18 protein-coding genes and 2 rRNA genes are annotated in these 24,261 nt (G+C 37.3%); 14 read left to right on the top strand and 6 right to left on the bottom strand.

Annotated features, from left to right (window positions below):
- From B045_RS0103425 to priA, 11 genes are all read left to right on the top strand, one after another.
- Positions 1 to 103 (top strand): 23S ribosomal RNA (locus tag B045_RS0103425); the annotation flags it as partial.
- A gap of 85 nt (positions 104 to 188) precedes the next feature.
- A 5S ribosomal RNA gene (rrf, locus tag B045_RS0103430) occupies positions 189 to 301 on the top strand.
- Positions 302 to 408: 107 nt separating this feature from the next.
- Positions 409 to 990: a hypothetical protein gene (locus B045_RS0103435; protein ID WP_025883810.1), complete on the top strand. Its 582-nt coding sequence runs from the start codon at positions 409 to 411 to the stop codon at positions 988 to 990.
- Positions 991 to 1,124: 134 nt separating this feature from the next.
- Entirely contained in the window at positions 1,125 to 1,346 is a 222-nt protein-coding gene (locus B045_RS0103440) for a DUF2795 domain-containing protein (RefSeq protein WP_004373526.1), read from the top strand.
- Between the two features lie 98 nt (positions 1,347 to 1,444).
- Entirely contained in the window at positions 1,445 to 2,386 is a 942-nt protein-coding gene (locus B045_RS0103445) for a PorP/SprF family type IX secretion system membrane protein (protein WP_373277751.1), read from the top strand.
- A 4-nt stretch (positions 2,387 to 2,390) separates the two neighbouring features.
- Positions 2,391 to 3,827, top strand: coding sequence for a T9SS ring complex lipoprotein PorK/GldK (gene porK / locus B045_RS0103450; RefSeq protein ID WP_025883811.1), 1,437 nt, complete (start codon positions 2,391 to 2,393; stop codon positions 3,825 to 3,827).
- A gap of 6 nt (positions 3,828 to 3,833) precedes the next feature.
- Positions 3,834 to 4,586 carry a type IX secretion system motor protein PorL/GldL gene (gene porL / locus B045_RS0103455; RefSeq protein ID WP_018462879.1) on the top strand — a complete coding sequence of 251 codons (753 nt, stop codon included), beginning with the start codon at positions 3,834 to 3,836 and terminating at the stop codon, positions 4,584 to 4,586.
- Entirely contained in the window at positions 4,586 to 6,142 is a 1,557-nt protein-coding gene (porM, locus tag B045_RS0103460) for a type IX secretion system motor protein PorM/GldM (RefSeq protein WP_018462880.1), read from the top strand. The genes porL and porM overlap by 1 nt, the downstream gene beginning before the upstream one ends.
- Position 6,143: 1 nt before the next feature.
- Complete coding sequence (gene porN / locus B045_RS0103465) at positions 6,144 to 7,187, top strand: type IX secretion system ring subunit PorN/GldN (protein ID WP_018462881.1); 1,044 nt, start codon at positions 6,144 to 6,146, stop codon at positions 7,185 to 7,187.
- A 39-nt stretch (positions 7,188 to 7,226) separates the two neighbouring features.
- Positions 7,227 to 7,844, top strand: coding sequence for a porin family protein (locus B045_RS0103470; protein WP_018462882.1), 618 nt, complete (start codon positions 7,227 to 7,229; stop codon positions 7,842 to 7,844).
- A gap of 95 nt (positions 7,845 to 7,939) precedes the next feature.
- The gene (priA, locus tag B045_RS0103475; protein WP_026234322.1) at positions 7,940 to 10,210 is read left to right on the top strand and encodes a replication restart helicase PriA; all 2,271 of its coding nucleotides are present in this window, start codon (positions 7,940 to 7,942) and stop codon (positions 10,208 to 10,210) included.
- Positions 10,211 to 10,212: 2 nt separating this feature from the next.
- On the opposite strand, the gene B045_RS0103480 is transcribed toward priA, so the two are convergent.
- Both B045_RS0103480 and B045_RS0103485 read right to left on the bottom strand, forming a co-directional pair.
- Positions 10,213 to 11,742: a hypothetical protein gene (locus tag B045_RS0103480; RefSeq protein WP_018462884.1), complete on the bottom strand. Its 1,530-nt coding sequence runs from the start codon at positions 11,740 to 11,742 to the stop codon at positions 10,213 to 10,215.
- A gap of 166 nt (positions 11,743 to 11,908) precedes the next feature.
- Positions 11,909 to 13,987, bottom strand: a complete 2,079-nt coding sequence (locus tag B045_RS0103485) for an HD family phosphohydrolase (RefSeq protein WP_018462885.1) — start codon at positions 13,985 to 13,987, stop codon at positions 11,909 to 11,911.
- Positions 13,988 to 14,086: 99 nt separating this feature from the next.
- Here B045_RS0103485 and gltX point away from each other — a divergent pair, with 99 nt between their 5' ends.
- Both gltX and B045_RS0103495 read left to right on the top strand, forming a co-directional pair.
- Positions 14,087 to 15,604, top strand: a complete 1,518-nt coding sequence (gltX, locus tag B045_RS0103490) for a glutamate--tRNA ligase (RefSeq protein WP_018462886.1) — start codon at positions 14,087 to 14,089, stop codon at positions 15,602 to 15,604.
- A gap of 32 nt (positions 15,605 to 15,636) precedes the next feature.
- The gene (locus tag B045_RS0103495) at positions 15,637 to 16,860 is read left to right on the top strand and encodes a 3-deoxy-D-manno-octulosonic acid transferase (protein ID WP_025883819.1); all 1,224 of its coding nucleotides are present in this window, start codon (positions 15,637 to 15,639) and stop codon (positions 16,858 to 16,860) included.
- 48 nt (positions 16,861 to 16,908) lie between these two features.
- Here B045_RS0103495 and B045_RS0103500 read toward each other — a convergent pair whose 3' ends face one another.
- The 4 genes from B045_RS0103500 to B045_RS0103515 all read right to left on the bottom strand — a co-directional run bounded on the left by B045_RS0103500 (position 16,909) and on the right by B045_RS0103515 (position 22,673).
- The gene (locus B045_RS0103500; RefSeq protein WP_018462888.1) at positions 16,909 to 17,433 is read right to left on the bottom strand and encodes a nitroreductase; all 525 of its coding nucleotides are present in this window, start codon (positions 17,431 to 17,433) and stop codon (positions 16,909 to 16,911) included.
- A gap of 58 nt (positions 17,434 to 17,491) precedes the next feature.
- Positions 17,492 to 20,374: a M16 family metallopeptidase gene (locus tag B045_RS0103505; RefSeq protein ID WP_025883822.1), complete on the bottom strand. Its 2,883-nt coding sequence runs from the start codon at positions 20,372 to 20,374 to the stop codon at positions 17,492 to 17,494.
- 254 nt (positions 20,375 to 20,628) lie between these two features.
- The gene (locus B045_RS0103510) at positions 20,629 to 21,828 is read right to left on the bottom strand and encodes a MalY/PatB family protein (RefSeq protein WP_018462890.1); all 1,200 of its coding nucleotides are present in this window, start codon (positions 21,826 to 21,828) and stop codon (positions 20,629 to 20,631) included.
- Positions 21,829 to 21,830: 2 nt separating this feature from the next.
- Positions 21,831 to 22,673, bottom strand: coding sequence for a DUF3737 family protein (locus B045_RS0103515; protein WP_018462891.1), 843 nt, complete (start codon positions 22,671 to 22,673; stop codon positions 21,831 to 21,833).
- Positions 22,674 to 23,214: 541 nt separating this feature from the next.
- On the opposite strand from B045_RS0103515, the gene B045_RS0103520 reads away from it, so the two are divergent.
- A complete protein-coding gene (locus B045_RS0103520; RefSeq protein WP_018462892.1) occupies positions 23,215 to 24,201 on the top strand; it encodes a hypothetical protein in 987 nt (328 codons plus the stop codon).
- Positions 24,202 to 24,261 lie beyond the last annotated feature (60 nt).

Here is a 24,261-nt window from a genome sequence, read left to right on the forward strand (position 1 = left end):
ACTCCATAGAGGGTCGTTGAAGACGACAACGTTGATAGGGTGCAGGTGTAAAGACGGTGACGTCAAAGCCGAGCACTACTAATTGCCCGAAACTTTCTTTCGGGAGGTCATACTTTGAGTTGTTTAAGATAGTGGTAAGAACTAAGGTTTCTTACAGTTTGCTTGTGAAAAATACGTCATAACCCATATCAGGTGGTTATTGCGGTGGTGTCCCACCTCTTCCCATTCCGAACAGAGAAGTTAAGCCCACTTGCGCCGATGGTACTGCAATNCAATGCGGGAGAGTAGGTAGCCGCCTTCTTTTAAACATAAGCCTCGAGGATAGCAATATTCTTCGAGGCTTTTTTGGCTTTATTGAAGCGATTCGATAATTATAAAACTCTGGGTAATCTGATAAATCTTATAACAATGTTAGGATATTATCTGAAAAGAATCATCTTATGGGTGTTTCGCATAGGCTACTCACGTGGCTTTGGTGTGCAATCACCTTCAGCATATAGCTTTCTTCGCTATGTGGTGAATGAGCATTATCCATATTATGCCTATCAAAATTTGAAAGATGAGTCGGGAGATGTTAATCCGCTTGTAACAAAACTGTCTCGTTTTTATTTTAGAATGGCAAATTTTAGCCAGTCTGAATTTTGGTATGATTACAAAGCATCCAATGATATCTATCAGAGGTATGTTGTTGCTGGAAGTAAATCAACATCATTTGTGCCTTTTGATGAAGTTGGTGAAATTGATACTTTTAAGATAGCAAGAATGTCGCTTTCTGGTGATTATCAAAAAGTGTATAATCATTTAGCTTCAATTGCTAATAATGATTCATTACTTATCATAGAAAATATTAAGAGAGATAAAATAACACGTAAATTTTGGAAACAAGTAGTAGAAGATAATCGCACTTTCGTAACGTATGATTTATATTATTGCGGTGTAGTTTTCTTTGATTCAAATAAGTGTAAATGCAATTATAAAGTGAATTTCTGACAATATATGCCTTTAAAGCTATAAAATTCATAATAATAATAGCTATTTATAAAAATATTTGTATATTTTCTTGTGAATAAAATATATTTTGTTATTTTTGCACGCAAAATTAAAGACAAATATAATTGAACACTATGTATTGGACACTGGAATTAGCTTCAAAGTTGGAAGATGCACCATGGCCTGCAACAAAAGATGAACTGATAGATTATGCTGTCCGTTCGGGTGCGCCACTTGAAGTGTTAGAGAATTTGCAGGAAATAGAAGACGAGGGTGATGTCTACGAAAGTATAGAGGACATCTGGCCAGATTATCCTTCAAAGGATGATTTCTTATGGAATGATGATGAGTATTAAATAAACTCTGATAAAACAGAAAGGTCACTCTACAATGAGTGACCTTTTTGTGTCTTATTATATTTACAATAATTTCCTTGTTACTACGTTATATTATCGTGCGCAGTTTTACAAGATTTATATTTACTATTTTTTTTACTTTCGTCTTCCTTGGGATGAAAGCGCAATATGATGTGTCTTTCAGTCATTATTTTGATATGGAGCCATCTTTCAATCCAGCATCTGTTGGCAAATATAACAAATTGAATATTAATGCTGCTTACGCAATGGACATGGCTGGATTTGAGCATAATCCCCAAACGATGTATGCAGCAGCCGATATTCCATTTAATTTTATGAGGTCTGATAATGGAGCCGGAGTGCAATTTATGAATGATAAAATCGGACTGTTTACTCATAAAAAATTGGCAGTACAATATGCTTACAAACATAAACTTTTTAAGGGTGTAATAAGTGTTGGTGCTCAGGTTGGAGTTATTAGTGAGGACTTTGATGGATCCAAAGTAGATTTAGATGAAAGTTCAGATCCTGCATTCTCAACAACTCAACTAAATGGTAATGGTATAGACTTGGCTCTTGGCATGTATTACGTTAGAGGACAATGGTATGCTGGTGTTTCTGCACAGCATATTAATTCGCCTTTGATAAAGTTAGGTGGTAGTAATCAACTCCAAATTGATCCAACCTATTATTTGACAGGGGGATACAATATAAAACTTAATAATCCGTTTGTAACAATAAAGCCATCTTGTATTGTTCGAACTGACGGAACAGCTTATAGAGCAGACATTACCAGTAGGTTGGTCTATAGTTATGAGGATAAAATGTTGTATGCCGGACTTTCATATAGTCCAACTAATTCTGTGACATTTTTGATAGGAGGAACTTTTCATGGATTGGTACTGGGATATAGTTATGAAGTTTATACATCTGCAATTAATCCTGGAAACGGAAGCCATGAACTATTTGTCGGTTATCAGATGGATATTAATATGGTGAAGAAGGGGAAAAATAAACATAAGAATGTGCGTATATTATAAATATATGAAGAATAAAACATTGATATTCATAAGTGTCGTCATGGTGACATTTGCCTTAACAAGTTGCTTTGGAAGTAAAGCAATGTCTATGGCTGGTCGTGGCGGCGAAGTCGTTGGTGTAGGAGGCAAAAGTTTCATTGAGCCAACACCTTTCGGCATGGTAAAAATTGATAGGGGATTTTTGCATATGGGATTAGACAAGCAGGATTCTCTCTTTGGAGCCCAGATCCCAACAAAGGATATTTCTGTTGATGGTTTCTGGATGGATGAAACTGAAGTTACTAATTCTAAATATAAACAATTTGTGATGTGGGTGCGTGACAGTATCTTACGTACACGACTTGCTGACCCTGCATATGCCGGAGACGAAAGTTATATGATTTCTGAAGACAAGAATGGTAATGCTATTACTCCACACTTAAATTGGAATAAGCCTTTACCACGTAAGCCTAATGAAGACGAACAACGTGCCATAGAAAGTTTGTATGTTACAAACCCTGTAACTGGAGACAAACTACTAGACTGGAGACAGATGAACTATCGTTATGAAATATACGATTATACTACGGCAGCACTTCGACGTAATCGATTAAATCCTGCTGAACGTTCTTTCAATACCGACCGTGCTGTTTCTAATGATATTGTGATGATATCAAAAGATACTGCTTATGTTGACGACGGTGGAAATATTGTTACTAAGACTATTGATCGCCAGCGTAGTGGTCCTTGGGATTTCCTTAATACATACATTGTTAATATCTATCCTGATACAACATGTTGGGTAAATGATTTTACGAATTCAGATAATGAAATGTATTTGCGCAACTATTATAGTAATCCTGCTTATAACGACTATCCTGTTGTCGGTGTGACGTGGGAACAGGCAAATGCCTATTGTGCGTGGCGTACGGATTATTTGTTAAAGGGACTTGGGACAGAGGCTAAGTATGTGCAGCGTTATCGCTTGCCTACAGAAGCTGAATGGGAATATGCTGCACGTGGTAAAAATGGCAATGAGTTTCCTTGGGATAATGCTGACATGAAGAATGGTAACGGTTGTTATTACGCTAATTTTAAACCGGATAGAGGAAATTATACCAAAGACGGTAACCTTATTACAAGTAAGGTTGGGATATACGGTTCTAATTCAAACGGACTGTATGACATGGCGGGGAATGTAGCAGAATGGACTAGTACGGTATATACCGCATCTGGTGTAGCTGCAATGAATGACCTAAATCCTGAATTGAAATATAATGCAGCAAAAGAAGATCCATATAGATTAAAGAAAAAAAGTGTGCGAGGTGGTTCTTGGAAAGATCCTGAGAGCTTTATACGCTCAGCGTGGCGTTCTTGGGAATATCAAAACCAGCCACGATCATTTATCGGATTCAGATGTGTAAGAAGTCTTGCAAATACAACTAGTACTAAAAAGAAATAACAGATAATGACAGAATATAGTAAATACAATATAGTCTATCGTCTGCAAAAGTGGATGGATAGTGTCCCTGGACAAACTTTCCTAAACTATGCGTATAGCTGGGGTGCATCAATCGTTGTGCTTGGTGCATTGTTTAAGTTGACCCATCTACCAGGTGCCAATATTATGTTGTTCTTGGGTATGGGTACTGAAGTTTTGGTGTTCTTTATTTCAGCTTTTGATAGACCTTTTGATAAAACAACAGATGGAATGGATCTCCCAACACATGTAACTGAAGAGTATCTGGAGGGTCAGACAGAACAATCTAAACAGACACAACCTGTAAATCCTCAGCCGATAAAACCACAAATGGTGCAATCACAAGTTTCGTTTGCAGACAATGTTCCTGTGATGCCGGCGAAATCGACAATAGTGATGCCTTCTGCCAATCCAGAAATGGAGGAAGCTCAGAATAACTATGTTACCGAACTTAAAAAACTTACAGAAGTTTTAGGAAAGGTTGGTGATCAAAGTTCACGCCTTGCCCGTGATAGTGAGGAAATGGAAAACCTTAACAGAACTCTTACTGGTATAAGTAAGGTTTACGAAATGCAGTTGAAGAGTGCCAGTCAACAGATTGGTACAATAGATCAGATAAATGAACAGAGCAAGTTGCTTGCAAAACATATTGAGCAGCTTAACGGAATTTATACACGTATGATAGAGGCAATGACCATAAATATGCGTGCCGCAGCTCCTACTCAAAATACACAGTTGTAATGGCAATAAAGAAAAGACTTGTATCTCCACGTCAGAAGATGATAAACCTCATGTATATCGTCTTGATGGCAATGCTTGCGCTGAATATATCAACCGAGGTACTTAATGGCTTCTCTATTGTGGAAGAAAGCCTTAATCGTACTACTGATAATTCATCAAAAGAGAATGAGTCTATGTATACCGACTTCGCAAGTCTTATGAGAAAGAACCCAGCGAAGGTGGAGGCGTGGTTTGCTAAGGCAACAGCTGTGAAACAGATGAGTGACTCGCTATATAATTTTGCGCAGGAACTGAAAGTCGCTATTGTAAGGAAGGCTGATGGTAAGAACGGAAACGTCTATAATATAGAAAACAAGGATAATCTTGAAGCTGCTGGAGAAGTAATGCTTTCACCTATAGGAGGTAAGGGTGGAAAATTGTTTAATGCAATCAATTCATACCGAAATCGCATTGTTGGTATGGTAGCCGATCCGATACAAAAAAAGATTATTAATAGCAACCTTTCAACGAAGGTCCCAAGACAGTCTAGATTATTAGGGAAGAATTGGCAGGAATATATGTTTGAGAATATGCCGGTGGCTGCATCCATAACACTGTTATCTAAATTGCAGAGTGATGTGCGTTATGCTGAAGGTGAAGTGCTGCATACTTTAGTCTCTAATATAGATATGAAAGATATTAGGGTAAATAAACTCTCTGCTTTCGTAATACCTGATAAGACAACTCTTTACCCAGGAGAACGTTTCAGTGCAAATATCGTAATGGCAGCAGTTGATACTACTCAGCAACCTCAGATATACGTAAATGGACAGCGAATTGCTACACGAAATGGGCAGTATTCATTTACTGCCAACGGAGTGGGAGAACATTCTTTTGGTGGATATATATTGATGCAAAATCGCAACGGAGACGTGTTAAAGAGAAACTTCTTGCAGAAATATAGCGTTATCCCTGCACCAAATAGTGCAACTGTTGCTGCTGATATGATGAATGTCCTTTATGCTGGATATCATAATCCTATGAGTGTAAGTGTTCCTGGTGTTCCTGCAAATGCAGTGTCGATATCAATGACTGGTGGAAGTATGATTTCAAAAGGTAACGGACATTTTATTGCTGTTCCTTCGGCTGTTGGCAAAGATGTAACAATACATGTAACAGCACGTGATAAAGGACAGGTACGTTCTTTGCCTCCGTTTATCTTCCATGTGAGAAAGCTTCCTGATCCAACAGCTTATGTAGCTTTAGGAACGACAAGATTTAAAGGAGGGGCGATGTCAAAGGCTTCACTTATGGGAGCACATGGTATTAATGCTGCAATTGATGACGGACTGCTTGATATACAGTTCAAAGTAGTAAGCTTTGAGACGGTATTCTTTGATAATATGGGAAATGCTCTTCCAATAGCTTCGTTGGGTTCAAATTTCTCTGACAGGCAGCGTGATACGTTCCGTAGCTTGTCTCGTAATCGAAGATTTTATATAACTCATGTTAAGGCTGTTGGTCCAGATGGAATAACACGAACCCTTAACGGCGCATTAGAAATAATAGTAAGATAAGATGAGAAAGTTATATTTTATGCTATTTATGGCAGTTCTTGCAATGAATGTTTCGGCACAATCGGCTTTGCGTCGTGCCGAGCAGGCTGAAAAAGCACAGAAGACGAATGCTGATAATGTCACATTGCGCTCACAGATTTCATTCCCGACATCAGCAGGAATGAATGAGGATGTGGTGTGGCGCAGAGATGTTTATCGTGAGCTAAATCTCAATGATGATGCTAATGCAGGGCTTTACTATCCCGCAGAATCATCTGGAAGTCAGATGAATCTTTTTACGTATATCTTTAAACTTATGATGGTGGGACCATCACATGGTGGAATAAATGTATATCAGTATCGTCTTGACGGTAATGAGCGCTTCACGGATGATGCACTTGTAAAGCCATTGACGTTTTTGGATGATCATCATATTTTTTATGAGCGAACTGATCGTGGTGTTCATATTGATGACAGTGATATTCCTTCATCAGAAGTAAAGGGATATTATATAAAGGAATGTTCTTACTATGACCAGATATCAGCAACATTCCATACTAAAATTATAGCTTTATGTCCAATAATGGAGAGAGCCGATGATTTTGGTGATGGAACAACAAAGTATCCATTGTTCTGGGTTAAATATGATGATTTGGCGCCATTGCTTGCAAAGCGTACAATAATGGTCAGCAATATTAATAATGCAGCAGTGATGTCGCTGGATGATTATTTTACGATGAACAGATACAAGGGCAAAATATATAAGACGGCAAATATGCAGGGACGAAACCTTGCGCAATATTGCAAGAATGACACTGCATTGAATAAAGAACAGTTAAGAATAGAGAATGAAATTGTTTCGTTCGAAAAGAACATCTGGGGCGACCAGGCTAAAAAGGATTCTCTAGATAAGGAAAATAGTGGAGACAAAAAAGCATTAAAAGCATCACGTTCCATGAACCGAAGATCTTCTGGTAGCAATACTGCCGTCAAGATACGCAGACAGAAACAATCATCTTCTTCAAGTGGTAACGCTCGTGTTACTGTGAGAAGACAGAGACATTAAAAGAGATTCAACTTATAATAATAATAAATTTTTTGAACAATGAAAAAGACTATTAATTTACTAGTGTTGGCTATGGCAATTATGTTTGTTTCAACTGCCAATGCACAGATCAAGTTCGGTGTTAAAGGCGGACTTAATTTGACAAATATGTCGTTTAGCCAAGATGCGTTCAATACATCAAATCGTACTGGTTTCTTTGTAGGTCCAACTGTTAAGTTTACGCTTCCTGTTATTGGACTTGGTGTAGATGCTGCCGCACTTTTCGACCAACGTGATGGTAAAGTTGACGAAACAACAGTGAAACAAAAGTCAATCAACATTCCTGTAAATCTTCGTTATAATATTGGACTTGGTAGCTTGGCTGGAATTTATTTTGCAGCAGGTCCTCAGTTTGGCTTTAATGTTGGTGACGATAGTTATGATTGGACAGACGCTAATTCATATAAGAATACATTTCAGATGAAGAAGTCCAACTTCAGTGTTAATCTTGGTGCAGGAGTTACTTTGCTGAAGCATCTTGAAATTGGTGCAGCATACAATATTGTATGTGGAAAAACAGGTGAAATAAACGTATGGGATGCATCAAAAAGTGCCATAACAAGTACTACTCGTAGTCGTTATAATTCATGGCAGATAAGTGCTGCTTATTATTTCTAAACCCAGTCAACGAAAAGATATATTTTCATATAAATGTAAAAAAGCAGATATTCTGATACGAATATCTGCTTTTTTTTGTTTATCTTTGTGTGCCTATGATGTATGTTGAAGTCATTTTACCGCTGCCACTTGACGGGACGTTTACATATGCCGTTGGCGATGCATTATCGTCAAAGGTAAAACCTGGTGTTCGCTTACTAGTTCCATTGGGAAAGAGTAAACGTTATATTGGCGTAGCTGTAAGTATGATTGACGTAAAGCCTGATTTTGATGTAAAAGAGGTTGTTGATGTTTTGGATGATAAACCAGTAGTATTTCCAAATCAACTTAAATTGTGGCAATGGATTTCTAATTATTATCTGTCTCCACTTGGTGATATTTTAAAAGCAGCATTGCCTTCAGGACTAAAGACACAAGATAGTTATAAACCTAAAACAGAACAATACGTTGGGCTAACTGAGCCATATCGTAATGAGCAAGCTTTACATATAGCTATAAATACTCTTTCTCGTGCAACTAAACAGCAAAAGGCTTTTATGGATTTTCTGGCGATGTCGCATTGGGATAGTTTGAACGGTACAACTAATACTGAAGATATTGTAGAGATAACAAAAGAAGAACTTATGAACTTCAGTCATTGTAATGCTCCATCAATAAAGAATCTTATAGAAAGAAAAATTTTATATACATACGAGAAAGAAGTTGGAAGACTTAACAATGGGGGAGAACCTCACTTTGAGAATATAAAGCAACTTAATAAGTTTCAGGCGAAAGCGTTTGATGAAATAAATTCTCAGTTTGAAGAAAAAAAAGTAGTTCTTTTGCATGGTGTTACTTCAAGCGGTAAAACAGAGATATACATACATCTTATTAAAAAAGCTTTAGAAGAGCATAAGCAAGTGTTATATCTATTACCTGAAATAGCGTTAACAGTGCAGATCATGGAACGACTTAAAAGAGTCTTCGGAGATCGTTTAGGCATTTATCATTCCAAATATAGTGATGCCGAAAGGGTAGAAATATGGAATAAACAACTTTCTGAGTCTCACTATGATGTTATCCTTGGTGCCAGGAGTGCTGTCTTTTTGCCGTTTACTAACTTAGGATTGGTTATTATTGATGAAGAACATGAAACTAGTTTTAAACAGCAAGATCCTGCACCACGTTATCATGCCCGGAGTGCAGCTATAGTGTTGGCAGGAATGTATGGTGCAAAAACGTTACTAGGAACGGCTACACCATCTATGGAAAGCTATTACAATGCTCAACAGGGAAAGTATGGATTGGTTGAGCTGAAGAAACGTTTTGCAGGAATAGAACTTCCTGAAATAAGAGTTATCGATATGAAGGATTTGCAGCATAGAAAGATGATGCAAGGACCTTTCTCGCCGCAGATGTTGGCTGCAATTAATGATGCTTTACAGAGTGGCAAGCAAGTAATACTGTTTCAAAATAGACGCGGATTTGCGCCTATGATTGAGTGCCGCGAATGTGGTTGGGTTCCGAAATGCTCAAATTGCGATGTGTCACTTACTTACCATAAAAATCTAAATCAGCTTACTTGCCATTATTGTGGTTTTACATATACCGTACCAAAGGTGTGTCCTAACTGCGGCAGTGAAAAAATCAATGGTCGAGGTTATGGTACCGAAAAGATAGAAGAACGTATTTGTGATATTTTCCCTGATGCGCGAGTCGCCAGAATGGATCTTGACACTACTCGTACGCGTAATGCTTATGAGAGAATAATTACTGATTTCTCTACTGGTAAGACGAATATTCTTATCGGAACACAGATGATTAGTAAAGGACTAGACTTTGATAATGTTAGTGTGGTAGGAATACTTAATGCGGACTCAATGTTGAACTATCCTGATTTCAGGGCTTATGAACATGCTTTCATGATGATGAGCCAGGTAAGTGGGCGAGCTGGACGTAAAGGGGAACGTGGACTTGTGATGTTACAGACAAAGAGTGTAGACCTGCCCGTAATTGATCAGGTGGTTAACCATGATTTCAAGAACTTCCAGAAAGATTTACTTGATGAACGTGCTGTATTTCATTATCCTCCATTTTATCATCTTGTATATGTATTCCTAAAACATTCAAAGAATGAAGTCGTTGAATCGGCTAGCTTGGAAATGGGGGGTAGATTGAGACAGTATTTAGGTGATAGAATACTTGGCCCTGATAAGCCTGCTGTTGCTCGTGTAAAGGCTATGAATATACGTAAGATAGTAATCAAACTAGAGAATGGTATCAATCAAAAGCAAGTAAGGGAGGTGCTGCGTTATGTTCAAAAACAAATAATGCAGGACAAACGTTACGCTGCCCTGCATATATATTATGATGTAGACCCGTTGTAGGTTTACAAGTCGATGTCAAGACCTACTCCAAGTACTTTATTTGTACGAGTGAAATCATCACTGCATTGTGCGCTGATAGAACTTCCTCCAGCAGCGATTGTCTGTGTGTATTCCTTCTTAAAGTGGCTGTAGTTAGTCCAGAAATAAGCGATATTAAGACTTGCATTCTTTGTAACTTTTATCTTTGCTCCAAAACCGTAAGAATAGCTGCTTGTTACGAAACTTATATCGTTAAGATAAGTTCCGTCACCAAGTCCGTATTTAGTGCGCTGCATACCACCACTGATTGTAATACCCTTTGTGATATCCCATTCAGCACCAGCAAGATACTCCTGTGTATTTCCAGAAAGATATTTCTGTTTGTCATTAGCCATCTTTGCGTCCTTGTCGAAGAAGAAATGATATGAAGCCATTACACGAACAGAAGGTAACACCTCGTATTGTGCTCCAAGAGTAAATAATCCAGGAAGGTCGTTTGGAGTGTTGACTCCGTCTTTAAACAAACCTGTATCATCAACCTTAGTATCGTTTTCGATGTTCAGGTGATTAGTGAACTCCAAACGTGTACCAATATTCAACTTTCCGTATTTAACATCAAGACCGATGATAGGAGTTATACCCCATCCTGTCTGTGTACAGTCAAGATGATGATCTGCGAAATTTGGTTGTGCTTCAGCCATTTTATTTGCTCCTGTTTGATATGCTGCAGCTGCAGCTGCCAACTGAGCCTTTACTGTTGGGTCAGTAGTTGCTGCTGCTTGTGCTGAATATGCTGCAGATTTTGTGCTGTAGTCTTTTGCTGCTGCTCCAAAGTAATCATACAGATTCTGATCCTGACCTGCAATATTTGCATGTATATTTGTGATACTACCAAAATATTTATTATATATGTAGTTGAATCTGAAACCACCATAGGCTGCTATATGTTCATTAAACTTATAAGTAGTTCCCAACTGAAGACCGAAAACATATTGCTGACCTTTTATATAGCTGTCTACGCTATATCCAGGACTCGTTGTTGTGATTCCCATCTTCTGAAGCATTGCAGGAATAAGAGCAACCTGACGTTCAAAAGAACCTAAGCCGTCATTAAACGTACATTTACCACCGCCACCAATTAGTGAGAATCCCATTTGAAATCCCCATTTATCGTAGTTCTTTGCTACCTGGAATGAAGGAATAAAAGGCACAGAAGCCTCTCCTTTGAACTTTTTGTTGCCATTCTCATCACCGCCGTTCATTTTTAATGGCTGGTAATATGGTGTTCCTTGTAATCCAGGTATTGTCATTCCACTTACTATAGTACGTGTTTGATATGCATTCTGAACGTTGAAAGATAGGTGTAATCCTTTGCTTAGAAAAGCTACACCAGCAGGGTTCGAATAAACACCGTCAATGCCAATTGCACCATCACGTGCGAAGTTGCGATTGAATGCAATGTTGTTGTTTGTGTTTGTGAGCAGTCCGCCAGCCCAAATTGATTGTGAAGCAGAAACTGCAAGTGCTATAAAAGCAAATTTTAATTTATTCATTTTAAAAACCTATAAAAAAATTCGTCGCAAAGTTACCTGAATTGTTCTAAATGCAACAAAATATGCTGTTTATTTAAAACCAGTTAACAAATGCGAACGAAATTTATGCTCATATAGGCGATTTTGTGCAGGAATGTTGCACGCATTAAAAAATAATGTGCAACAACTATACAGAGAAAGTATCAGGTATGGTATTTTTCTTAAGTTCAGGATATTGTATTCTAGTATGGTAAATTGCTTTCAGACGTTCTATTAGAATGTGTTTTGCAACACTTATATCACGGAATGTGATAGGACATTCTGTGAAATATCCAGCTGACACTTTTTCGTCAATTAGTTTGTTTACCAGATTGCTTATGCTTTCTTCGGTATATTCTTCCAAAGATCTCGAAGCTGCTTCTGTGGTATCAGCCATCATAAGTATAGCCTGTTCACGAGTGAATGGATTTGGCCCAGGATATTCAAATATCTTTTCGTCAACTTCTTCGTCAGGGTGTTCGTTCTTGTATTTAATATAGAAATATTTTGCCATACTCTTGCCATGATGCGTTAGTATGAAATCTTTTATTATGTTTGGTAAGCCATATTTTTCGGCAAGTTTTACTCCGTCGTTAACGTGGCTAATAATAATTCTTGCACTTTCTTCACAGCGCATGTTGTTGTGAGGATTCACACCAGCTTGGTTCTCTGTAAAGAATACAGGATTTAAAATCTTTCCTATGTCATGATATAATGCACCCGTACGCACGAGTAGACTTTCAGCACCAATTTTGTTTGCTATTTCCGCAGCCAGATTTCCCACTGTTATAGAGTGTTGGAATGTACCCGGAGCTATTTCGCTTAGATCTCTAAGTATACCTCTGTTAGTGTTTGAAAGTTCGAATAGTGAAACGTCTGATACAAATCCGAACGTCCTTTCTATCAAGTACATCAATGGATATGCAAGCAAAAGGAATATTCCGTTGAATACAAAGTGCAAATACATGTCATGGTCCATTTTCAATACATCGTTGTTCTGTATCATCTGCAAAGCAAAATACACAACGATACTTCCTATATTCACTAATAACGCCGTTTTGAAAACCTGTGCCCTCTTTGACATTTCTCTAAGTGAGTATATCGCAATTAGTCCTGCAACTAGTTGGATAATGATAAATTCATATTGATATTTCACGGCTGCTGCACATATCAGAACCATTGTGGCATGGGCAATGAACGCCGTTCGCGAATCCATGAATACACGTACAAAAATAGGAACCATGGCAAACGGTATAATATACACACTAAATATGTTATGCACCATCATTATTGATACTAAAACCGGAAATATAGTTATGATGGAATAGAGCATCATAATGCTTCGAGGCTTAGAAAAATAATCTTGCCGGAATAGTCCGAGATATATTGTTAGTAGCGTAATCAATATGGTTACATACATTATCTGTCCTATAAGGGTGCTTGTAATCTCGGTTACAGTGGCATTGCGTCGCTGCATTTCACGTTCAAACGAACTCAAAACCCTGTATGTATATTCATCAATAATTTCACCTCTATCAATGATTTTCTGTCCGCTCATAACCATTCCGCTTGCAAGGGGAATACTCCCTAACAGATCGTTCCTTTCGGCATTACATCTACTTTTGTCGTAAGTTAGGTTTGCTGCAATATAATCAGTAAGGTTGCACTTTTGTAATTCCAGTCTGTATTTAGCAAGTTCTTTATCTTTAAGCAGTTCTTCGTATGCAGTCATGGTAGAGTATACCTTGTTTATCTGAACACTTCTTGCTTGTTTTCCCATCACAACTCTAACCAAGTTTGTAGTATCTCTTGCCATACTACTGTATTCTGGCGTGTTTATAATTCCTGTTTGATATATTTTTAGTAGTTTATTAGCGATAATATTTATGTATTCAACTGGCATTCCTTCTACTCCCGACTTAAAATCGTTTTTGAATTTAGCGATTTCGTTTCGCGCAATATTCATATTGAAGTTGTAGTATGGCTCGAAATGTTTCAGCATAGAGTCTTGCTCAGACTTTATATTTTCGTCAGTTTTGTAGATTGGAAAATCAAATTTAGCAATGAATGAACCATACATCCATGGTTTACCAATGTCATATTTCATTCTTTGTGCTTCATTGCGTGGCATAAACCAAACAATTACCAAAACCGAAATGGCGATCAGAGCAATTCGCGTAAAAATATTGCGCCAATATTTACTCTCGTATTTCATTATTATATTCATTATTACTTGTATTATCTGTTTTACAATGCGAAAATACTAAAAAAATACGCAATACTGAAAAAAATATATTAATTTTGCACAAAATTATTATCTTTAGATATGTCAGAAAGAAAAGTGAGGGTGCGTTTTGCACCTAGTCCGACTGGTGCTTTGCATATCGGCGGTGTGCGCACAGCCCTTTATAATTACCTCTTTGCACGTCAGCATGGAGGTGAACTTGTATTCAGAATAGAAGATACAGACTCTCATCGTTTTGTTGAAGGTGCCGAGGAATATATTCTTGAGTCATTCCGTTGGCTTGGTATAAAGTTTGATGAAGGTGTTAGTTTCGGTGGTAAACATGGACCGTATCGTCAGAGTGAACGCCGTGATATTTATAAGCAGTATGTTAAGCAGTTACTTGACAACGGCAATGCTTATGTCGCTTTTGATACTCCAGAGGAATTGGAGGCAAAACACACTGAAATACATAACTTTCAATATGATGCTCATACTCGTCTTTTGATGCGTAATTCGCTTACTCTTTCAAAAGAGGAAGTTGATAAGTTGATTGAAGATGGTGTTCAATATACAGTTCGTTTTAAAATTGAACCAGGAGTTGATGTTCACGTCAATGATATGATTCGTGGTGATGTCGTTATTAAAAGTGATATCCTTGATGACAAAGTGCTTTATAAGAGTGCTGATGAACTTCCTACTTATCACTTGGCTAATATCGTTGATGACCACTTGATGGAAATCACTCATGTTATCCGTGGTGAGGAATGGTTGCCTAGTGCGCCATTGCACGTATTGCTCTATAGAGCTTTCGGTTGGGAAGAAACAATGCCACGCTTTGCGCATCTTCCATTGCTATTGAAGCCAGAAGGTAAAGGCAAACTAAGTAAGCGTGATGGTGACCGTCTTGGTTTCCCTGTATTCCCATTGGAATGGCATGACCCTAAGACTGGTGAGATTTCATCAGGTTATCGTGAAAATGGTTACTTCCCAGAGGCTGTTGTTAACTTCTTAGCTCTTCTTGGTTGGAATCCTGGTACAGAACAGGAACTATTCTCACTTGATGAACTGGTTAAAGTGTTTGATATCAGTAGATGTTCAAAAGCAGGTGCTAAGTTTGATTTTCAGAAAGGCATTTGGTTTAATCATGAGTATATTCTTCGCAAAAGCGATGATGAGATAGCTGCATTATTTGCGCCTATTGTTGCCGATAATGGAGTTAATGAAACTATAGAAAGAATCACAGAGGTTGTTCATATGATGAAGGACCGTGTGAATTTCGTAAATGAATTGTGGCCATTATGTTCTTTCTTCTTTGTTCAACCGTCTGAGTATGATGAAAAGACGGTGAAGAAGCGTTGGAAAGAATATTCAGCTCAGCAGATGACAGAATTGGCAGAAGTTCTTGAGGGTATCGAGGATTTCTCTGTAGAATGTCAGGAGTCTGTTGTTATGAAGTGGGTAGAAGAAAAAGAATATAAGTTGGGTGACGTTATGAATGCGTTCCGACTAACTCTTGTTGGCATAGGAAAGGGACCGGGGATGTTTGATATTTCCGCCTTCCTTGGAAAGGAAGAGACTCTAATGCGTTTGCGTAAGGCAATCGAAGTATTGAAGTAACTAACAACAAGAAGAAATAACCATCAGAGATAGTGTATAATATAATAATATACCTTTATCTTTTAGGGGTGGCAATCGCAAGCCTCTTTAGTAAGAAAGTTAAGAAAATGTGGGCTGGCGAACGCAAGGCCATAGATATCTTGAAAGAGGAAGTTGATCCAGATGCTAAATACATCTGGTTTCATGCAGCTTCACTTGGAGAGTTTGAACAGGGGCGACCGTTGATAGAAAGTATACGTAAAGATTATCCTGAATACAAGATACTTCTTACTTTCTTTTCTCCTTCTGGTTATGAGGTGAGAAAAAACTATGAGGGTGCAGATATCATTTGTTACCTGCCTTTGGATACAATACGCAATGCGCGCCGTTTCCTTCGTGCAGTTAGACCAGTGATGGCATTCTTTATAAAGTATGAATTCTGGTATAATTACTTGCATATACTAAAGCATCGAAATATACCTGTATACAGTGTAAGCAGTATTTTCCGTCCGGATCAGGTGTTCTTTAAATGGTATGGTCGCCAGTATCGCACTGTATTGAAATGTTTCACGCATTTCTTTGTGCAAAATAATGAGAGCAAGGAATTGCTTGGTAAATTTGGTATAACAGAAGTTGATGTCGTTGGTGACACACGTTTCGATCGTGTTCTCCAAATTAAAGAAGCCAGCAAGCATTTGCCAATTGTAGAGAGCTTCACCAAAAATGCTAAAAAGGTTTTTGTTGCGGGTTCTTCATGGCAGCCTGATGAGGACATATTCCTTAAGTATTTCAATGATAAAAAAGATTGGAAACTTATCATTGCGCCTCATGTGATTGGCGAGGATCATTTAAAACAGATTCTTAACCATGTTGAAGGTCGCAAAGTGGTGCGCTATACCCAAGCTACTGTAGACAATGTTGCTGATGCTGAGATATTGATTATCGACTGTTTCGGTCTATTGTCTTCTATTTATAATTATGGTACGGTATCTTATGTCGGCGGAGGTTTCGGCGTTGGAATCCATAACGTATTAGAAGCTGCAGTATGGGACATTCCTGTTATCTTTGGTCCAAACAATAAGCATTTCCAAGAAGCTCAGGGACTAATGAAGGCAAACGGAGGATTCGAGATTACAGATTATGACAGTTTCTGTGAGTTCATGTCAAAGTTTGAAAATGGAGATGAATTCTTAGAGAACTCTGGTAAGTCGGCTGGTAAGTTTGTTATGAGCCTTTCTGGAGCATCAAAGAAGGTGATATCATATATATCTTTATGATAAAAAATAAATAAAAAATAGCGGTTCTACAAGGGAACCGCTATTTTTTTATTTTATAATTCTGTAATAGTCTTCTTTTCTTGGTTTCACAGTGTGAGGGTGAGCTGAAGCATAGCCAAGTGATATTGCTCCGATTCCAACAACATCGTCAGGTAGTTTCCATTCTTTAAGTAACTGTTTACCTTCTTCTGTTTTAAACATTGCATCTTCACGGTTAATCCAACAGCTTGCCAGTCCTATTGAGTGAGCGGCAAGCATCATATTGCCGATAACCAGACTCCCGTCTTTTATGTTGTTTCCCCAATTAGCAGAGCCAAACACAATTACTATTGTTGGTGCTCCGTAGTAGGGATCGGCTTCTGTTTCCATAACCTTTGCGTTCATTCTTCTCAGTTTATCACATGTTTCTTTGTTTTGAACTGCTACTATCCACGAGTCTTGCTTTCCCTTTCCTGTTGCAGCCCAAGTTCCAGCTTCAAGTATGGTTTTCAGTTCCTCGTCGTTTATTTGATCAGGCTTGAAACGTCTAATGCTTCGACGTTCTCTAATAGCTTTTAAAACTTCGTTGTCCATAATCGTAATTCTTTAAAGTGAAGTGACAAATTTACTAATTTATTTTAACTTATGGTCATTATTTGCGAAATATATCATCTTTCTTCAATTCCACAACTTTGCCATATTTTGCGAGTGTGTCACGATTAATCGTCTTCATATTTCCTACTATATAATATATTATTGGCGTGTTTTTTACATAATCGTCATAAAACTTCTTACAGTCACTAAAGCCTAGTTGTGGAATTATTGATGTGGCAGCCGTATTTGGATCTGCAGTATAACCATTCATAATATAAGAATCTATAGTGCTTCCCATACTACGGAAGTTTGGATATCGGTTGTTTATGCTATTTATCTCAGACTGTTTTGCTGCTGCAATATTGTTCTCTCTTAATGGCATATTCTTGTAAAGACTGTCCAAAACTTCTATTGCAGCCATACTTTTATCTGATTGTACGCCCATTCTTGATGCAAAACCTGTAGGATAATTAGCATAGCGAGTCAATGCTGGTGTTAGTGTATATCCGTGTGAATAGTATGCGTAAGCACGGAATTCTCTAATCTCTTGGAATAATACAGATGACATGCCTGATCCAAAGTAGTTTCCCCACAATTCCAGTCGTGCTCTATCTTCTTCTGTTGGCATTTGCGGAATGTTTATATATGAACTTATTACGGTCTGTCGTGCTTTTGGATTGTTGTAAAAGTAGACAGTAGGAGTGGAATAAGCTTCTAACTTGTAGTTTACTGGTACGTAATCCTTTGTGCATCTGTTAACAGATACTTCTTGCTTAATGATTTTTTCTACTTCTGCGTCATTAAGTTTTCCGCTGTATACAATACTCATGTCATAGGTTTGTATATCCTTAAACAGATTGATGAAATCCTCAGGCTTGTTTTTCTTAAAGTCTTTATTTGAGCATCTTCTCATATAAATGGAATTGTTTCCATATATTATTTTCTGTTCCATTATATTTGAAATGCTACTGTTGTCCTTAAATGCTGTTTTTTGGCTTAGTTTCTTATCTTTTAATATATCATTGAATTTCTTTTTGTCAGCTTTCGCACTGTCTAAAAGTTCGCGTAGCAGTTGCAAAGATGACGAAAGGTTGTTGTCAAAACCGCTCAATGTTATTATAAAATTGTTTCTGTTAGCATCAATACTATATGAACTTCCTAGTTTTTGCATTGCTTTTGTAAATTCATTTTTAGTATGCTTTTCTGTTCCTATACTTCCTATAAATTCAGCTACGTCATTGATACGATTATCATTATCAAAGCCAACATGGTAAATCAGTTCCAATTTAAACAAGTCGTTGGATGGATTTTTCACTGTATATAGTCTTGCTTTTGGCGCTAATTTTATTGTGTTTGCATCTTTGTCAAAATCAATTAACCTAGGCTTAATATCTTGTGTAGGCATAGCCTTTATCTCTTTTGCATATTCTGACTGTTCTCCAGCATGTTTGGGCTTTATCGGAGAGTATCCAGGTTGGCTTATTTTGTCTTTAGGATAATGTCCGAATGTCTTTATAGCTCTTACACAGTCGTCGCTAAAATATTTGGAAGCAACTCGCATAATATCATCACGGCTAACTGATGCAATGTCTTTTCCGTTATCTAGGACTTTATCCCATGATAAACCATGAGACGCCGCTGTCGTCATGACGTCTGCTCTATTGTCTATATTTTCAAGACTTTCTTGTGCATCTTTTACAAGTAATAGTTTAGTGGATTTTAAAAATTCATCAGAAAAATCGCCTTTCTTCAGTTTCTCAATCTGTTCAATGCACATTTTTTCTGCTTTTTTCCTACTGCCAAAAGGTATGTTCGGAACAAATCCAATACCCACAACGTTTGTTTCTTTAAATGGTGACATCATTGCAATCGCATACATCAGCTTGTTGTCATTTCTTAGTGAGTCCAGAAGACCTGTTTCTGAGCTGTTATTAAGAAGTCCTAGTGCAACAGTAAAGGCGTTGTAGTCAGCATCTCTGTCTATCGGTGCACGATATACTATTCCTTCAGCCTTTACAATAGGTATTGGAAGCTTTAATTTCAATGTAGCAAGATCTTTAAGAGGTTGTAGTTTGAATGGCTGTTCTTTTTCTAAGTTTCCAGAACGTATGCGCCCAAATGTGTTCTCAAGTATATTACTTATCGAATCTGTGTTTACATCTCCTGTGAGTATAAGAGTCATGTTGTTTGCAACATAATATTTATCGAAGAATTTTCTCATTTCCCCGAGTCTTGGATTTTTCAGATTCTCTGTACTGCCGATGATAGGATCAGCGTAAGGTGTACCTGCAAAGATCATAGATTCTGCATATTCGGCTGCTGGCATCAGCATGTTGTCTGAATACATGTTTTTCTCTTCATAAACCGTTTCTAGTTCGCCTTGAAACAATCTGAAAACAGGTGACATTAGTCTTTCGCTGTTTAGTTCACACCATTGATGAATATATTGTGGTGAAAAACTATTGTGGAATATTGTTTCGTCAAAAGATGTGGATGCATTTAGTCCCGTACCACCAAATGAAGTTATAAGAGAGCTGAATTCGTTTGGAATTGCGTATTCTCCTGCTTTAATGCTGAGACGATTGATGTCTTTTTGAATGATACTCCTTTGTTTAGCATCTTTTGTTTCTGCCAAAATATCATATTTAGCCGAGATTGAATCAAGCCAAGGCTTTTCTTTAGCATAATCTACAGTGCCTATTTTGTCTGTTCCCTTAAACATGATGTGCTCAAAATAATGCGCCATTCCTGTGTTAGGACAGTCTTTTGCACCAGCTTTCACTATGACGGCTCCATATACTTTTGGTTGTGAATGATCTTCATTTATCCAAACGGTCATTCCATTTTTAAGCTTCTTTTCGGTCACTTTTAGTGGATTTACCTGTGCGTTTGCTGTGGCTAAAAACGCAAGAGGTATTAGAAAAGCTAATAATTTTCTCATGTGGTTTATGTTTGTTATCATTGATGATGTCCTTATTGTTATGGCATTTTTGCATTCTGATATTAAGTGCCGTAAACTTTAGATAGTGCAAAATTATTGTTTTTTGTCGGTATAATATCTGTTTTAGTTTCGTTTTTTTCGTTTTTTGTCTTATTTATCTTCAAGATTAACGTAAATAAATAAAGGCAGATTCCTTTTTGATGGAAATCTGCCTTTATTATTTTTGTATTTTTTTACCTATTAAACCATATTCTTTACATGGGGCATCCATGTTCATCGTCATCTTCCATGTAGACACTAAGTTCCCTGCCCATTCTCTTAAGGCCTTCCATCAAAGTAGCTCTGGTGCAGGCTATGTTTATGCGCAAATAACAGAAGCCTTCTTTTCGGCCATACATTGTTCCACTGTTTATCATCACCTTTGCATTGTCAAGCAATTTTTTTGCAGCTTCATCAGCGGTGAGTTCAATTCTTGAAATATCTATCCATACAAGATAAGTGCCTTCAAGACGTATAACTTCGAGTTTTGGCAAATACTCAGAGAAGAATTCCTTTAAAGCCTTATAGTTGCCGTATAGGTATTCATTTAGTTCATCAAGCCACTCTTCACCGTTATTGTATGCTTCCTGTACTGCTATTACACCAAAAGGATTTACATCACATACTTCATTGATGTTTAATGCTCTGTCTATGCGTAGGCGTATCGTTTTATCACTGCATATAATGTTGGCAATTTGAAGTCCTGCAATATTGAATGACTTTGACGGAGAATTTAGAATAATACTATTGTCTCTACATTCATCGCTTATGCTTGCAAACGCTGTAAATGTATATTCTGGCATTATAAGTTCACAATGTATTTCGTCAGAGATTATCTTCACTCCGTTTCTTGTACAAATGTCGTTTATGCGCAGCATTTCTTCTTTGCTCCATACACGTCCTGAAGGATTGTGGGGATTGCACAAAACAAATACTGTAACTTTCGGGTCGGCACATTTGCGTTCAAAGTCTTCGAAATCCATGACAAAACTGTTGCCTTCTCTTTTTAATGCAGTTTCTTCTACTTGGCAACCGCAGTTCATTATGCTGGTAAAGAAACAGTTGTATGCAGGAGTCTGTATAAGTACTTTTTCACCAGGCATGGTGAGAGCTTGCAATGATGCAGTCAATGCTGGTACAACTCCTGATGTATACAAAATCCAAGAACGGTCTATCTGCCAGTTGTGGCGGCGCTTGAACCAATTGGTTATTGCTTCAAAATAGCTGTCAGGAACTAGAGTGTAGCCAAAAACTCCATGTTCGACACGTTTTTTTAGAGCCTCTATGATGCATGGTGCTGTCTGAAAGTCCATATCGGCCACCCACATAGGGATTACATCATCTTCTTTTGGTAAATCCCATTTGTATGAGTTTGTACCGCGTCGCTCAATCTGCTTGTCAAAATTATATTTCATATTTATCTTGTTTCAATAACGCAGTCTTTTCCTTTGGCATATTCATCGTATGTGATTTTACCAATTTCATCGGCTGTTATTTTTCCGCTTATAGGATTTTTTATTTCTGTTATTGCTCCGTTTATATTTGCTTTTATATTAGTGCTGTCTTCAAATATTCGATCACATTCGGCATCAAAAGTACAGTCCTCAAGAGTTATTCCGTCAATATAGCATAATGGTTGTTCGCCACTTATGTGGCATCTCACTAGTTTTATGTCTTTGCTGTGCCATGCAAGATATTCTCCGTTTAGTTCAGAATCATATACTGTCACATTGTCACATTCCCAGAAACTGTCTTTCGTTGTTATTTTAGCGTTGTGTATCTCTACATTCTTGCAATATTGAAATACATATTTTGAATCGCTCACAAGACCGTCTACATATATATTATTTGAGAACATGAAAGGGTAGGTACCCTCGTGTAGTTCCACATTCTTTAGTTTCAGACCGTTTACTTTCCAGAATGTTTCATCTGCATCGTTGATTTTTACGTTTTCCAGTTCTAGATTATTCATCTCTCTGAAAAATTTAGGACCGTCAATTACAGAGTCCTTCATAATCATATTGTTACTGTACCAAATAGCCGAACGGCTTTCAGGTGCGAAGTAGCTGTTTGTTATAACACTGTTATCTACATGCCACCAAGGGTATTTGCCATAAAATTTGGAATTATCACATTCCAGATTTTCGCAACATTTTATTCCTGATTCACCATCAATAATGGTTATATCCTCGAGTCTTGTATCTTTTTCGCCGAAGAGAGGGCGCTCTCCGCCAAATTCCTTGTTCTTTATTAGTTTCATACTTATTATTAATACCTATTTATTTATTAAATAAACTCACGGTACAAAGATACAAACATTATACCAAACTTGCTGTATACAAATTACGGATAATTTTCAATGATAAAAGTATGGGGTGTTCCCTCAATGAGAATTTATTTTTGGCTACAGCATTATGTCGTATCATGATGCTATATTTGATATTGTCGTAACAATAATGTACTATCATTATAACTTTGCAATAATGATTATGAAATATAGCCATGATACCTTTGTATCGATATATTGAAAGTTGAAAGATGTACAATATGTTTTCTATCAGTAATGTTGCTAACCTTATTATATATAGATAATCAATCCCCCGAATAAAGTCAAAAAGTAAAATCTCTGATTTTATTCGGGTTTATCGCCTTTTCAGGCTAGTTTATTTTGCTTGTAACATAAATGAAAAAAATATGTAAAAGCTTTATAATCTTAATGAAACGAAGGCGAAATATTTCGATTGTACCTTTGCATCATGATTTAGAAATGATAACGTCATATTAATTAAAAAACTAAAAAGATGAAAAGAATTTTTATTTCAGTGATGAGCATTATGCTTGCAGCAGCAGGTATGGCACAGGAAACCACTAGCACATTTAAACCAAGTGGAAGTCCAATAGTCACTGTGTTCACTGATTTTAGAGTGCAATCTACAGATGGTAAGACAAACACTGCTTTTGAGATTTCAAGAGCTTACTTAGGTTACGCCTACAACTTCTCACCTTATTTCTCTGCAAAGGCAGTGATGGATGTTACAGATAAAAATAACGGTTATCAGGGCTCTGCTTACACCGCTTATATAAAGAACGCTTATGGAGAATATTCAAGAAATGGACTTACCATTGACTTTGGTTTGATAGGTACCAATACTTTTAATTTACAGGAGTCTCTATGGGGTAAACGTTATCTTTTGAAATCATTCCAAGACCTTAATGGATATGCATCAAGTGCAGACCTTGGATTAGGCATCAAATATCAAATAGCTCAAGAGTTGAGTATCGATGCTCAGGTTGTAAACGGCGAAGGTTACAAATCATTACAGTCTGATAGCGCTGTTAAAGTTTCTGCCGGATTAACATATCAGCCAATAAAAAAACTATATCTTCGTGTTTATGGAGATTATCAGAAAAAACAGGAAGCTCAGACTACATTCAATGCCATGATAGCTTATAAAGACGATAAGTTTACAGTAGGTGGTGAATACAACTTACAGACTGGCCATAACAAGGTTAAAGACCATAATTTGAATGGATTATCATTCTGGGGCACATACAATCCATGTAAGACATTTGCAGTATTTGGACGCTATGATAACTTAACATCAAAGAAACTCAATGGTGCAAGCAATGGCTGGAATGCTACTGACGGAAACCTTTATACAGCTGGTCTTGAAATATTACCTGCAAAAGGTATTGCAATATCACCTAACGTGCAGATAAGTGATCCTTCTAAGTCAGGTTCTAAAACATCAACAAGCTATCTTGTAAGTTTCAAGTATAGCTTATAAACATAAAAAAGAAGATAGTTATATTACTATCGTCTATTAAAAACAAAAGATAAATTATTT

This window comes from Segatella paludivivens DSM 17968 = JCM 13650, assembly GCF_000373185.1.
Classification (GTDB): Bacteria; Bacteroidota; Bacteroidia; order Bacteroidales; family Bacteroidaceae; genus Prevotella; species Prevotella paludivivens.

What these genes read in the sequence shown, in the direction of transcription:
- B045_RS0103485 (WP_018462885.1), bottom strand. Translation starts at nt 13,987, where the DNA reads ATGAATATAATAATGAAATACGAGAGTAAATATTGGCGCAATATTTTT.
- porK (WP_025883811.1), top strand. Translation starts at nt 2,391, where the DNA reads ATGAAGAATAAAACATTGATATTCATAAGTGTCGTCATGGTGACATTT.
- gltX (WP_018462886.1), top strand. Translation starts at nt 14,087, where the DNA reads ATGTCAGAAAGAAAAGTGAGGGTGCGTTTTGCACCTAGTCCGACTGGT.
- B045_RS0103435 (WP_025883810.1), top strand. Translation starts at nt 409, where the DNA reads ATGTTAGGATATTATCTGAAAAGAATCATCTTATGGGTGTTTCGCATA.
- porN (WP_018462881.1), top strand. Translation starts at nt 6,144, where the DNA reads ATGAGAAAGTTATATTTTATGCTATTTATGGCAGTTCTTGCAATGAAT.
- B045_RS0103470 (WP_018462882.1), top strand. Translation starts at nt 7,227, where the DNA reads ATGAAAAAGACTATTAATTTACTAGTGTTGGCTATGGCAATTATGTTT.
- B045_RS0103500 (WP_018462888.1), bottom strand. Translation starts at nt 17,433, where the DNA reads ATGGACAACGAAGTTTTAAAAGCTATTAGAGAACGTCGAAGCATTAGA.
- B045_RS0103440 (WP_004373526.1), top strand. Translation starts at nt 1,125, where the DNA reads ATGTATTGGACACTGGAATTAGCTTCAAAGTTGGAAGATGCACCATGG.
- B045_RS0103520 (WP_018462892.1), top strand. Translation starts at nt 23,215, where the DNA reads ATGAAAAGAATTTTTATTTCAGTGATGAGCATTATGCTTGCAGCAGCA.
- B045_RS0103480 (WP_018462884.1), bottom strand. Translation starts at nt 11,742, where the DNA reads ATGAATAAATTAAAATTTGCTTTTATAGCACTTGCAGTTTCTGCTTCA.
- porL (WP_018462879.1), top strand. Translation starts at nt 3,834, where the DNA reads ATGACAGAATATAGTAAATACAATATAGTCTATCGTCTGCAAAAGTGG.
- porM (WP_018462880.1), top strand. Translation starts at nt 4,586, where the DNA reads ATGGCAATAAAGAAAAGACTTGTATCTCCACGTCAGAAGATGATAAAC.
- B045_RS0103510 (WP_018462890.1), bottom strand. Translation starts at nt 21,828, where the DNA reads ATGAAATATAATTTTGACAAGCAGATTGAGCGACGCGGTACAAACTCA.
- B045_RS0103505 (WP_025883822.1), bottom strand. Translation starts at nt 20,374, where the DNA reads ATGAGAAAATTATTAGCTTTTCTAATACCTCTTGCGTTTTTAGCCACA.
- priA (WP_026234322.1), top strand. Translation starts at nt 7,940, where the DNA reads ATGATGTATGTTGAAGTCATTTTACCGCTGCCACTTGACGGGACGTTT.
- B045_RS0103515 (WP_018462891.1), bottom strand. Translation starts at nt 22,673, where the DNA reads ATGAAACTAATAAAGAACAAGGAATTTGGCGGAGAGCGCCCTCTCTTC.